This is a genomic window from Cellvibrio chitinivorans, from assembly GCF_035117775.1.
Classification (GTDB): Bacteria; Pseudomonadota; Gammaproteobacteria; order Pseudomonadales; family Cellvibrionaceae; genus Cellvibrio; species Cellvibrio chitinivorans.
Genome location: NZ_JAYKKN010000001.1, coordinates 373,842 through 387,382, shown reverse-complemented (window position 1 = coordinate 387,382; position 13,541 = coordinate 373,842). Strand labels below are relative to the sequence as shown.

The following is a 13,541-nucleotide window of genomic DNA, read 5'->3' as shown; positions in this document are numbered from 1 at the left end:
AGTCAATCGCGGCGAGTAATCCAGCTACGCAGAGCGATCAGGCCGAACCTGAGCCAAATGGCAATCAATACTAATATCAACAAGGGTATGGCATAGGCTTTGTGGAAAAACTTCAGGTAAAACCGGCTCATTCCCTTATGTTTATGCCATTCCACAAATAGCGGGCGGGATTTGCTGCAAGTACCTTGGTCATGGCTGATAGGTGCTGAGGGAACAAAGAGGATGTCCCAACCGGCGCGGATGAAGCGCATACACCAATCCAAATCCTCGCAATGCAAGAAATAATGATCATCCCACAAGCCGACTTCGGCGACGGCTTCAGGTTTAACCAGCATACAGGCGCCAGATATGGCTTCTACTTTGATGGGGCCTGCAGGGAGTGGTTGTTCATGTAGATTGAAATCCACCAATAGCGATGGCCAGCGTTTGGCGAAACTCTGTAAACCAAATGCGCGAACCAGTGTACGAGCGGGAGTCGGGGTTAAGCGGCGCCCACCGGCTTGCTCACTTCCATCGGGGTTCAGCAGCAAGCCCCCCGTCATGGCGACCTTGGATGAGCTCGTGAGTACGCGATAAAGCTCATCTATGCTGCCATCTGCACAAATACAGTCAGGGTTCAGGAAAAGCCAGTAGCCATTGCGCGCTGCGTGTGCGCCAATATTACAGGCCGCAGCAAAGCCGAGGTTTCTCTCATTGCGAACAATGCGCAGGCGCGCATCGCCTGCAAACGCTGTTTCAACTAAAGACAGGCTGTTATCGTGAGATGCATTGTCTACCAAAATAACCTCATTGGTTTGTTCAATGACTGATCGAATGCATGCAATCAAACCTGCGCCCGCGTTGTAATTCACAATAATGGTTGAGATTGGTCTCAAAATTGCCTCTCGAATGTAGGTGGCTGTGGTGATGATTATCCAATAGAACTTTTTAGTAATTGCTGCGGCAGGTTATTAACAAATTGTTACTTGGACAAACTATTAAAGACATTGGCTGCTTGATAATATCCGCACTCGGATTGCACTCGAGAAGGAACCGATGAAAAATATCCTTATCTTCAAGTTTCTAAGTTCCCCCCGACCTATAAAGCGTTTCATATCAATAGGCTACGACATTCTAGCTATAAGCGCTTCTTTTTATCTGGCCTATGTTCTGCGCTTAGGTACGCTCGACATTAATATCAACAGCGCCCTTCTTACCTGTCTCGGCCTTACTTTACTGGTATCTATCGCGACATTTGTGCGAATGGGGCTATACCGCGCGATCCTGAGATACATGTCGCAGCAGGCGATGGTCACAATCTTTGCCGGGATTTTAATTTCCAGCCTGGCTATGACTCTCAGTGCCTTTTTTACCCATGCTTTCTTACCGCGATCTGTACCTATTATTTATATCTTCACCACGCTCATCTTGATTGGCCTGCCTCGCTTGGTGTTTCGCAATGTGGTCAAAATGGTCACGCCTCGCGGAAATACCAAAGTAATTATTTATGGCGCAGGTGAAACAGGGAACAATCTTGCCGCCCAGTTGCAATTGGGTAGCGAATTTAACCCTGTCGCTTTTGTCGATGACAATAAGCGTTTGCAAGGTAACGTGTTGAGTGGTCTTAGGGTTTATTCGCCTTATCGGCTTGCCGCTCTGATAGAGCAGCACGGAGCTACTCGTATTTTGCTGGCTTTGGGCAATATCAGCCGCCAAGAACGTGTACGTATTATTCGCTATCTCGAACCTTTATTGGTGCAAGTGCAAACTATTCCGCCAGTGACAGACATCGTTAAAGGTGTCGCACGTATCAATGAGTTGCGGAATATTCAAATTGAAGACTTGTTAGGGCGCGACCCGGTAGAACCTGATGCTCTCTTAATGAGTAAAAATACATCAGGAAAAGTCGTAATGGTTACGGGGGCGGGTGGTTCAATTGGCTCTGAACTCTGCCGACAACTGATTAAATTAAATCCGCACAAAATTGTATTATTTGAACAAAATGAATTTAATTTGTATCGAATTGAAAAAGATTTAAACGCGATTCAGGCAGCAAATAACTCATCGGTAGAATTGGTTCCTCTGCTCGGTTCAGTACAAAATTTTCAGTTGCTCGATATGGTGATGCGTCAGTTCGAAGTGCATTGTGTTTACCATGCGGCAGCCTATAAACATGTGCCAATGGTTGAGCAAAATATTATCGAAGGTGTTAAAAATAATTTATTCGGCACCAAAAATGCAGCGGAAGCAGCATTGCGTAATAACGTAAAAAATTTCGTACTTATCTCAACTGACAAAGCAGTACGACCAACCAATGTAATGGGAGCCTCCAAACGTTTGGCCGAAATGGTGTTGCAAGACTTGGCAACACGTACAAGCAAAACTATTTTCAGCATGGTGCGATTTGGCAATGTGCTTGATTCATCTGGTTCCGTAGTCCCACGCTTCCGTGAGCAAATCAATAAAGGCGGTCCTATTACCGTTACTCACAAAGACATAGTGCGTTACTTCATGACCATCAGCGAAGCCGCCCAGCTCGTAATTCAATCAGCTTCTATTGCTCAAGGCGGAGATGTATTTGTTCTGGATATGGGTGAGCCAGTCAAAATTATGGATCTCGCACGTGAAATGGCACTGCTATCTGGCTATAGCATTAGAGATGAACACAATCCGAATGGTGATATAGAAATCAAAATAACTGGCTTGCGCGCGGGCGAAAAATTATATGAAGAACTTCTTTGTGGTGAAAACTGTGAAGGCACCGTTCATCCTCGCATTATGCGTGCGCAAGAAAAGAAAATGGCGTCCGCCGAATTAGAGACTTTATTAACACAAGCGAAAACTTTTTGTGATTCTTATCGCTATCAAGAGTTGTTTAGTTTGATCGTTGACTCAGAGGCTGACTTTCAACCGCTTTACGAAATCAGCGATCACATGAAAAAAATCCGTAGAGAAAACGCTAAATTATTACTGATTTCTAATGTGGCAGATAAAATAGAACAAAGATGATGTAAGGAGTTAGGTGACAAGAAGGAAGTCTTGTCGTTAAGCGCAGAAGCTGTCCTGCTGCTTTGACAAGATACATATTGTTATTATCCGCCCCCCTCTCTAAACATTCTTTTGAATTCAGAGTGACCTTTCTTGTGGTATCTAAGAAGAGTTTTTATATCTGTATTTTTCTTTTTTAAAGTCTATTTATAAACTAATAAAATAACCTTCCTTATTAGGACGGCACTAATCTAGTGGCGCACTAAGTGCATTTTTAAAGAGTGAGAGTTGATGATTGATTTCTATATAAAAAAATTGTTCGGGTTTTGTGCGAGCCAACAGAAAAAAATATATTTGATATTAACCCTGCTTATTGCAGGAGTTATGTTTTCATCATTGGTTCCGCCTTTCCAATCGCCTGATGAGCAATCACACCTAACAAGAGCGTACCTTCTGTCCAAAGGTCGCATAGCAATGGAGACTCCCGAAGGCCAATCTACAGGAGGGCGCATTGATACAGGCTTTAATGCGTACATGGGAGAGTACAATCATATTCCAACAAATCAAAACAGCAAGGTCACTTTAGATGTTAAAAGTGCAGCGGCAGAAATCAATTGGTCTGGAGAGGAGCGATTTGGTTCTTCACCGGGGATTAATTACTATTTGCCTTTTATCTATTTACCGCAAACGCTAGGGCTTTTAATTGGTCAGTGGGCAGATTTTACGGTTGAGGACTCGTACTATTTAGCAAGATGCCTCGCGTTTCTATGTTCAATATCAATTATTTTATTCGCATTCTCTGTCGCGAGAGTGAACGCATTTGTCCTGGCAATTTTGTTTATGCCGATGATGGTCTTTCAGATGGTTTCAACTAGCCAAGATGGTTTTTCTATCGCCTTGCTAATACTTTCGCTTTCGCTGTATGTAAGTTTGACAAGCTTTGGTGCTAATAATAAATATTTTTACATTATGACGCTGTCTATTTTTTTATTAGTTACAAGCAGAATTAATCTATTGCCGTTACTGCTTTTGCCATATATCGCTGTGGCATTAACGACAAAGTCTAGAAAACAGTATTTGATTTCAGTTGTGGCCACATGCTTTGCGATAGCTTGGATTATCTATGCCCTAAATACAACAGTGGATAATAGAGTGGCAATAGGTGCACCGACTAAAGAAATAATAATGTATTACTTGCAGAGCCCCCTACAGTTTTTATCAGTGCTCTACCAAACATTAAGTGATAATCAAATATCATCTTTTTATGTGGGGTCATTCGTAGGTATCTTGGGGTGGCTAGATACCCCAATGGGAGAGCACGTTTATTTTTCCATTGTGTTTGCATTAATCTTGATATTCGTCACCTCTACTTGCTGGCGTGAAATAAAAATTGAAGTGATTAGTCGGGGCGCTTTAATTTTTGTGGCGACAATATCGTTCTTTCTCACATTCTTTTTACTTTTAATTACATGGACTGAGCATCCAGCAAAAACTATATCTGGTGTGCAGGGGCGCTATTTATGGGGGCCGGTAATTGTACTTGCTTATGGGATGACGGTGCCTTTTTACAAATTATCAAATATTAAAAAATTGGTTTGTGCTGGTGGTATCGTTGCGATAGTTAGTGTTGTTGTTTTTGAGATGCCTTCAGTGTTAGTTGAACGTTATTACACAAATAACACCTATAAAAAGAAGGAAAATGTCGAAGAAATTTTTAAAGAGACAGTATCTTCTCTAAACAAGATTGATGTTCCTGTATCGGAAGTTGGTGGGTTTATCGATTCGGTTTCGCTTATCGACGGCAGAGTTTCGTTGACAGGATGGGGGTTTTATTCTGAAAACAATAAACAGTTTTTCGGTAATATTGATGCAAGTACAAGCATAAAATACAAAACAAAACTTAGGCAGGATGTTGCTAATGCATATAAAAATGATGATCTCATATACAGCGGTTTTACATTAATATTGGAATTGAAAGATATAGATACTCTTAGTCAACTATGCTTATACACCAAAGACCCAATATTTGGCGTCAAACAAATCTTGCCCGGAAATTCAGACATGCTTTACAAATGTGCGAATAAATAATTATGAATATACACGGTGAAAACCCAATTCAAGGATTGGCTGTTGTAATTCCTTGCTACAAAGTGACTCGGCACATAATGGGTGTAATAAATTCTATGCCGAAAATAGTAGAGCGCATTTATGCGGTTGATGATTGTTGCCCTGACAAGTCTGGCGAGTTTGTTCTAGCTAATAATAAAGATCCGCGCGTGAAAGTATTGTTTAATGAAAAAAACAAGGGGGTGGGTGGGGCTGTAATGTCAGGCTACAAAGCCGCAATTGCGGATAATATGCAGATTGCCGTTAAGGTAGATGGCGATGGGCAGATGGATCCTGCGCTTATCCCGGAGTTTATTGAACCGATCCTGAATGGTGATGCGGACTACACGAAGGGTAATCGATTTTATAATCTTGAAGAAATTCATCAAATGCCTAAGGTCAGGCTCTTTGGTAATGCCGCATTATCTTTATTAAATAAATTGTCCTCAGGTTATTGGGATGTGTTTGACCCCACCAACGGTTATACCGCCATACATGTTGATGTGTTGAGGAAGATGCCCTTTCAAAAAATTAGCGAACGCTATTTTTTTGAGTCAGATATGCTCTTCCGATTAAATACACTGAGGGCAAAAGTTGTAGATATCCCAATGGATGCTCATTATGGCGATGAGGAAAGCCAGCTAAAAATTGGAAAAATCATTGGTGATTTTACTAAAAAAAATATTAAAAATACGTTTAAGCGAATTTTCTATAATTACTTTTTGCGTGATATGTCAGTTGCATCAATAGAGTTGGTTCTTGGGCTTTTATTATTGCTGTTCGGTTTTTTTTATGGCGTATTTCAGTGGATTGATTCGGCGCAAGAAGGTGTTGCGACTCCAACGGGGACGGTAATGCTAGCCGTACTACCAATAGTAATTGGAGTACAGCTTTTGTTGTCTTTTCTTTCTTATGATATAGAAAATGTACCGCGTAGAAAGATACATAAAGTGCAGCCAAAGAAGACGGGCATAACGTAATTTGGCTAAGTGATATATAGGGATATTATTTTTTACTGAAGTTAAATTTTAAAGGCAATTTAGCTTCAGTATTCTGGAAATCAATGAACAGTAAATCTGTGGCTTTCTCCTCCGCAAGAAATAACTCCTGCATTTCTACCTCCTTGTAAGAGCACTATACGATAGTCTCCTGGTGTTAAAGAGTTTTTGGTAACAATACCACTAAATCCGCTCTCAACTAAAATGGGCAGTTTAAATGCAGCTGCCACGTCCGGGCGCTCAATTCCGCGTTTTGCCGGGAAGGTGAAAATTTCAGATGATTTTTCGTTAATTAAGTTGAGCGTTAATGTATCGGGTACCGTTTTATTTTTTTCATCAAATGCCCATCCTGCAATAGTAAATTCGCTGTCTGAAGATACGGTTGCATTGTGTGCAGGTATGTCTATGGCGCAGCTACCAAATGAAGGATAAGCCGAAAGCTGGGCGATATCATTATTTTGTTCACAGCCATGTAAAAAAAATATAGCAAGCAAAACAAGTTTAGAGTATTTGAACATAAGAAACCTTGGTTAGCGTATTAGAATCAGTCTTGTAGTTTATTCATACGTGATAGAAGGGCGTGAAGAAACCCTTTGCACATATATTGAATTCTTTTTCTTCGGTTTGGCGCAAACACACTTATCGCAACGAAAATTTTCACGCTACGAATCACGTCCATGGTGCGCCATTTCCAGCCAACCCAAGGTTGAAGAATCATCCACCACTGATTTCTGATTTGATAATAAAGGCGAAATGGTGAGTGCAATACACAAGGTTTTCCGAGAACCATAAAATGAGCTTCACCAAGATTGTGATGCATTTTAGCGGCACCTACACCTAGAAGCCTGAATTGATGACGTCGAGCGCGCCAACACCATTCTGTATCAACATAATCAATAAATAATGAATCGGTAAATTCACCTATTTGATCTATTGCGCGTAAATCAATTAAGCATCCTGATGAAATGAGATGATCCACATCTACCGTGTTTTCTTCATTGCAAGCTATTCGCTCTAGTCGTATTCCTGTTAGGCGAACAAATGGTGAACTGAGCTGACCTTTTACATCCGAATACATTGGACCCGCAGCGGCAACCTGTAATTGTTTAGCATTATATTGGTTCATTGAATACGCCAAAGTGCTAACCATATCTTCAGCAGGAAAGCTGTCTTGGTCGAATAAAATGATATGCGTGGCATTGCGAGCTTTTGCCAACTTAATTCCCTGATTGTAAGCTGTTGCTACGCCGAAATTTTCAGTGTTAACAACAATCTCGGTTTTAAGTGCTGCTTGCTCGGGTAAATCAATATTAAAGCCTGGCGTTGCATTATCAATCACTAGTATCCACTCCACCTGCTGATCAAGCCGCTGAATGAGCCGCTCTACAGCTTTTATGTCGGGATGATAGGTAACTATTAATGCAAGGATGGAACTGGATGTCATTGACTTAACTGCTCGTGCGTATTGCTTGATATGGGAAAACCAAGTTCCCATTTGTCCAAGCGCTTTTTGGCACTGAGCGCAAAGTCAGGGAAATCTAAATTTAAATTTGGGTTATAAGCAGGGTCGTCTAAAAAATCCTTGCCCCAAGTATCCATCATATAATTTACTTCGCGAACGAAGCGGGCTCTTTTTTCAGGAGCAATATCTTGTCCGCGAGTTGCTGATTCATGGTGGTAAAGTTCTGCGTAAGGGGTCCAAATATTGTTGTAGCCCAATTTTTTCAAGCGAATGCAAAAGTCTACATCGTTGAATGCTACTACTAAATTAACTTCGTCCAACCCGCTTGCTTCCTCATAAACTGATTTTCGAACAAGTAAACATGCGGCAGTTACCGCCGAAAATTGCTGGATTAGGCTCGCGCGTGCAAAGTATCCATGATGCTGACGAGGAATATACAGGTGAGCGTGATTAGCAACTCCGCCTACACCTAAGACTACGCCTCCATGTTGAAGTGTATTGTTGGGGAACAATAGTTTTGCGCCTACAGCGCCGACCTCAGGGCGAAGCACATGGGAAACCATCTCGCCTAACCAGTCTGGCTCAATCACTTCAATATCATTATTGATAAGGCCTAAAATTTCTCCGCGAGCTTCTTTAGCCGCGACATTATTTAATTGGCTGTAATTAAATGGGCGGTCATCGCGAATAACACGTGCATTTTTCCATTTTTTTACCGAGTTCAAATATTGAAGCGTCTCGGGGTCATCGGAGCCGTTATCGACAATGATAAATTCATAATTTTTGTATGTTGTTTTTTTGATAATACTATCCAAACATTGGCGCAATAAATCCAAGCCATTACGTGTAGGGATTATCAGGCTTACCAAGGGTTGTTTTGCTGGCAGTTGATACTGTACGCGGTAGCCATAACCTTCAAAGGAAACCTTGCCTGAACGGCCTTTTCTTTGTAAATGCTCGCTGATTGCACGTTCACCTGCCAATGCGGCATAGGGTTTGGATTCGGAGGATTTAGCCGTACTCTCGGCATGAACTCGCCAGTGGTATAACACTTTCGGAATGTGAATAATTTGGTGATCATTAACTTTCTCGATTGCTCGAAGAATTAAGTCGTGATCCTGGGAACCCTCAAAACCTTTTCGGAAGCCGCCAATAGAAATTGCCAAATCTTTTTTTATCAGCCCCAAGTGACTAAAACAGTTTTGTGACAAAAACAGATCATAATTCCATGCGGGTTTAAAATAAGGCGCTTGGCGCTCGCCCTGCTCATCAATCTTATCTTCATCTGAATAGATTAATTGTGAATCTTTGTATTCATTAATCGCTAAAACTACCCAGTACAAAGCAAAAGGGTGAAATAAGTCATCATGATCAAAAAGAGCAAGCCATTCACCTGTTGCCAAATCAATTGCACTATTTGATGCTTCTGATATGTGACCATTTTTTTCACGAATCACGTATTTAATTCGTGAATCGCGTTTGCTCCATTGCTCCAAAAAAGGAGCGACATTCTTATTGGGGGAAGCATCGTCAGCAATGCACAGCTCCCAATTTTCATAGGGCTGGATACGAATTGATTCAATGGCTTCTTCTAACCAAATTAAATTGGAGTTGTAGGTGGGCATTATGATTGAAATAAGCGGCTGTTTAGGTAGCTTGGCTAGCTTGGCACGAGCCTGCTCAGAATCCGATGCGCTCAATTCATTTTCTTTTATCCAGTCAGCGTAACTGAGGCGGTTACGATTTTCGTGGGCGCGAAATGTTCGCACAACAAAATGTTTTAAGCCGATATAACCGTCAGTCTTATAAACAGTGAGTAAACGATTTATAGCTTTAGTGTAGCCACCTTCGGTCGCAGCAAGGTACCTAATTGCAGGAACTGATACTCTGACTCGTGCAATTAATCTATCCAGTGTATTGGGCGGGCAGGGTAAACGTCCTTCCGCTCTACCAAAGTGCTTGTAATGTTCTTTCGCCGAAATGCCGCTGGCAGCCACATCAGGATTATTCTGTAAATACCATTCCGCATTAACCCTGCTCACGGGCTTAAGTAGATTGGAAATTTTGGTTAACAGGCTCTTAAACAGTTTTGATGAAGTATTTTTTAGTCGAGTACTTGCCACAGCTACATAATCAATAACTGTGGGTTTACAGGGAAATCTACCTTCGCTTTTGCCAAAAGTCTCGTAGTGCTCGAGTGGGGAAATCTTGCCTTTGGCGACATCCGGGTATTGTCTCAAATACCATTCGGCATCGAATTTTTTCGAATTCATCAATGATAACTTCCTGGGGGATTGCTGAACTGATCAATAGCGAGGCACAAATAGCATCTAAGTGACAGGCGCCTGCTAGCTAAGTCCGTTGTTGGCTTAAGGTTCATCTATAAATATTGCGGCGTATTATCTACGAAATTGTATTTTCAGCACAGGGGAGTTGGGGGTAAATACTCAGTTTCGCCCCCTAACTACAATAGTAGGGGGCTAGAGGAAGGCTATTGAAGACTAAAGAGATCATCGATTATATCGATATAGATTTGTTCTCTATTGTGGGCAGGGCTTAGGTTAGCCTAGGGTTTTGAGTAAATCTATTGTGTGTCGCGCAGTGCCAAGTCGCAAGAGCTAGCAAGCCGTAAAAGTTGGTGCTTTCTCATTGGTGAGTACGAACTTTTACGTTGAGAATCAATCGGTAAAAAATACCGGATTAAATGAGTATCGAAACTAAGTGCTGCCCTCTTGGTTATTAGCATTCTTTCTTAAGTTGGATATAGGTAGGTTTAGTTTTCTTTTGATGTTTAGGGCGGGTTTTTCAATTAGATTCCAAGATAAAAATGCAGCGATAAGTGAAAAGAGTACAGATAAAATAATAAATTGGGGAAGTGTTAGCTTGTCATTGTAGAACAAGATAGTTTGTTGAATTGGAAATGAAAAAATATACAAGCCATAGGAGTAATCACCATGTCTTTGAAACGTAGAAAACACTTTGCTCACTGAAAGAAATATAACGATATAGGGAAGGAATAAAAATAATCCAATTTTTAAAATATCAAAGATGTAAAAAATAACTATTCCTGCTAGGCAGGTATAAAGAATTTTCTTTTGATAGGGTATGGCATTTTTTAGTGCATAAAAAGCTGAGCCGCAAGCAAAGAAAAATCCTTCAGTTATAAATTTGCTATAGTTCCACGGATTTAAAACCCACCAATAAACAATTGGCTTGGTGACCGGTTTTAGCTCGAATCTTTGGTAAAAAAACAAGGCGATAGCAAATATCAGAACAAGACCTATGGAGATCCTCCAATTTTTTATTATTCCCAGTGCCATAAGTATTGCAAGCACTAGGTACATGGCGAACTCATGTGCCAGAGTCCACATGGAGCCATTAACACTTCCCGATCGCGGATTGCCGGAAAAAACATCCTTGAAGCTCCAGACATTCCCTCCTATACCAAAAGCTAAGTTTTTATATACAAATTTGAATGGATCTGCAGTCTCCGGCTTGAAATAATCCGCTAGGGTCATTGACGTTACTACTGGTCCTATAACAAAAGCAACGATTACTAAAGAGACTAGAAAAGCGGGGACAATTCTGAGAGCTCTATTCATCATGAACTTTCTGACAGATGACCCAGTGTAAGCACTTTGAGTGATTAAAAATCCTGAAACAATAAAAAAGCAATGTACAGCGAAGGCGCCAATACCAGTCGCTGATTCTGTAAGTTGTGCTAAGAAATTCCCCTTAGATTCTGATCTAAGTAGAACACACGAATGACAATAAATAACTAAAATTGCCAAAGTAAATCGGCAAAGATGAAAGTTGTTATTATTTCTGTCATAAACATCATTAATGCTTATTTCGGGGCTGCTAGATATAAATTTCAAGCTGTGTTCCTCTGGGGCATATGCATTGAGTACAGTGTGCGAAAAACCAACGCGCCCCTTTTTTGCCCCGCCATCTCATTAAAATCGATGGTAAGTGTCTTTGCTATGCCAATCTATTTCTGAATCTCACAGCCTGCATCTTCAAGAATAGTTTCAATTTTCTTTATTAAATCAGTGCGGCGGCTATTAAAGTTTTCTGCATCAAATTCTATGAGCTCTAATATTTCATGCAAAGACATTTTGGGGCTCGCTAATTTTTTTGCATCTATATATGGATATCCCATTGTTTCACACAATTCTAGTGTCCTAGAGTCAAATACAACGCAAATTCCCAATTTTCCTGACTGAATCGCAGCAATCGCACCATGTATTCTCATGCCGATAACTGCATCATACTTCAGCATGTCATCTATCCAATAGGCAGCACTGGAATAAATTTTTCCAGATTTAATTTTTTCACTGAAAAAATTAAAATTTCGATTTCCAAGCAAGTAATTACCTACCCAATCTATATTTTTTTGTTCTTCATCAGTAATTTCAAATCCAAATGCTGCTTTCATCGAAGCTGGAGATGTTTGCAATATAATGTCAAAATTTTCATCTGCTATAGATTGAAATAGTTTCTTTTCGTAATCCCTACAAAAAGGCTCCATTGTTCCCATTAAATAGCCAAGGCGAATTTTTTGACCATAAGTTTTACTTCTTAATTTTAAGTCGTCGATATTTTTCTGAATGGACTCTCCGCTAATCGCATCAGATATTGTTTGAGTAGGGCAGCCTGTTATTGTTGTGTTTTTTATTCCAGCATTGAATAGTACTTGCTGGGTAAATGCACCTCTAACACCTATGGATGAGGTTCTTTTGCTCGCTTCTTGCAGAAACTTTAATGTACCCTCTTGTAAGGTGAGGTTCGTGTTTGAGCTATCCTCAGCTTGAGCGCCTAACCCTAATATGACCACTGGTAGGTCTATTTTTTCTATGAAGGTTCCCCACCATTTTAAGTCCCAGGCAGGATTTACTTGGTTGGCTGCAGGAATTACAAGCAGGTCAGCATTTTCTCTAACCCAATAGGGGTCGCAATTTAGATCAACATTAAATTTAGGGTTTTTAATTTTTTTCCATAAGGCATATTGAAACATCAAGTTCCCAGTATTGTGACCGACAGCATTAAATCCGTGGTCAAAACCTTTTTCCGTAAATGATACATTTCCATTCGTTCCGAAGTATGCAATTTTTTTCATTTTTTTCTCATATATATTTAAGTTAACTTGTCTTTTAACGATTTCTATTTTTGCTTGAAAAACCAGTCATCCCATCGGGATAGCTCTGGTCTCCATCTGGTATAACCATTTCCCTCTAAAATGTTCTTTATTTCAACTCTTTTTTCTGTGTCGCCTGCATGCTCAATACTAATAAGTTGAATTTGATGGCGGCTAAAGTCGAAACTTTTTAATATTTCTAATTCGGATCCTTCTGTATCTATAGAGAGATAATCTATGTAACTAGGGGCGTTGTATTGATCTAGCAGGTCATTTAAGCTGATGGTCTCTACATCAATTCTATCTGTTAAATCTCTATTGCCATTTTTTTCATGTATATCATTGGGGATAATTTTTTCTATCCGTGATAATTCTGGTTCGTTGGGTGTAGATAAAAAAGATATGATTTCGCCAGACGAAGAGGAAACGCATTTTTTGCAAATGCTTGCCTTTCTGCTTTTTAGCAATTGTTCATGCCATATAGGGTTTGGTTCTGCCAGAATCCCTTTCCAGTTATAGCGTTGCTCAAGTAGCAGTGTGTTACTCATGCTTAATCCATCACAAGCCCCAAACTCTACAAAATAACCATTCTCTTTTTCTTTTAGCATGTAAAGCACCCACAAATCTTGCAAAATTTGCGAGTGACTTAGAAACAATTTCGGCTGACAAAAAGAATAAAATTTATATAGGCCTTCATTAAAAAGTGTTTTATTTTTTTGCATCGAGAGCAACTGAAGAACTAACTCGCTCATTAGAGGTCCTTCAAGAGCAATTGCGTTTTCTGCGCTATCGTGAATAGCACTTTTTAGGGCTCGCATTGAGAACTCACTAAACCATTTTGATTTAAAGATACTGTCAGCCATAAATCTTT

General features: G+C 40.4%; 10 protein-coding genes. 3 read left to right on the top strand and 7 right to left on the bottom strand.

The genetic code is table 11. The features are described 5' to 3' along the window. Window positions 1–2: 2 nt before the first annotated feature. On the bottom strand, window positions 3–875 hold the full coding sequence (locus SPL68_RS01645) for a glycosyltransferase family 2 protein (protein ID WP_323813321.1): 873 nt from the start codon (window positions 873–875) through the stop codon (window positions 3–5). Between the two features lie 160 nt (window positions 876–1,035). Between SPL68_RS01645 and SPL68_RS01640 the strand changes: the two genes are divergently transcribed. The 3 genes from SPL68_RS01640 (at window position 1,036) to SPL68_RS01630 (ending at window position 6,053) form a co-directional block, all read left to right on the top strand. After that, entirely contained in the window at window positions 1,036–2,988 is a 1,953-nt protein-coding gene (locus SPL68_RS01640) for a polysaccharide biosynthesis protein (protein ID WP_323813320.1), read from the top strand. A gap of 270 nt (window positions 2,989–3,258) precedes the next feature. After that, window positions 3,259–5,055 carry a DUF2142 domain-containing protein gene (locus SPL68_RS01635; protein ID WP_323813319.1) on the top strand — a complete coding sequence of 599 codons (1,797 nt, stop codon included), beginning with the start codon at window positions 3,259–3,261 and terminating at the stop codon, window positions 5,053–5,055. A 2-nt stretch (window positions 5,056–5,057) separates the two neighbouring features. Next, complete coding sequence (locus SPL68_RS01630; protein ID WP_323813318.1) at window positions 5,058–6,053, top strand: glycosyltransferase family 2 protein; 996 nt, start codon at window positions 5,058–5,060, stop codon at window positions 6,051–6,053. A gap of 80 nt (window positions 6,054–6,133) precedes the next feature. Here SPL68_RS01630 and SPL68_RS01625 read toward each other — a convergent pair whose 3' ends face one another. The 6 genes from SPL68_RS01625 to SPL68_RS01600 form a co-directional block, all read right to left on the bottom strand. Beyond that, the gene (locus tag SPL68_RS01625; protein ID WP_323813317.1) at window positions 6,134–6,589 is read right to left on the bottom strand and encodes a hypothetical protein; all 456 of its coding nucleotides are present in this window, start codon (window positions 6,587–6,589) and stop codon (window positions 6,134–6,136) included. 26 nt (window positions 6,590–6,615) lie between these two features. Continuing rightward, window positions 6,616–7,515: a glycosyltransferase family 2 protein gene (locus tag SPL68_RS01620; protein ID WP_323813316.1), complete on the bottom strand. Its 900-nt coding sequence runs from the start codon at window positions 7,513–7,515 to the stop codon at window positions 6,616–6,618. Next, complete coding sequence (locus SPL68_RS01615) at window positions 7,512–9,806, bottom strand: glycosyltransferase family 2 protein (protein ID WP_323813315.1); 2,295 nt, start codon at window positions 9,804–9,806, stop codon at window positions 7,512–7,514. Before SPL68_RS01615 ends, SPL68_RS01620 begins: the two co-directional genes overlap by 4 nt. A gap of 444 nt (window positions 9,807–10,250) precedes the next feature. Next, entirely contained in the window at window positions 10,251–11,411 is a 1,161-nt protein-coding gene (locus SPL68_RS01610; RefSeq protein WP_323813314.1) for an acyltransferase family protein, read from the bottom strand. A gap of 113 nt (window positions 11,412–11,524) precedes the next feature. Next, window positions 11,525–12,652, bottom strand: a complete 1,128-nt coding sequence (locus SPL68_RS01605; RefSeq protein ID WP_323813313.1) for a polysaccharide pyruvyl transferase family protein — start codon at window positions 12,650–12,652, stop codon at window positions 11,525–11,527. Between the two features lie 44 nt (window positions 12,653–12,696). Next, the gene (locus SPL68_RS01600; protein WP_323813312.1) at window positions 12,697–13,533 is read right to left on the bottom strand and encodes an FkbM family methyltransferase; all 837 of its coding nucleotides are present in this window, start codon (window positions 13,531–13,533) and stop codon (window positions 12,697–12,699) included. Window positions 13,534–13,541 lie beyond the last annotated feature (8 nt).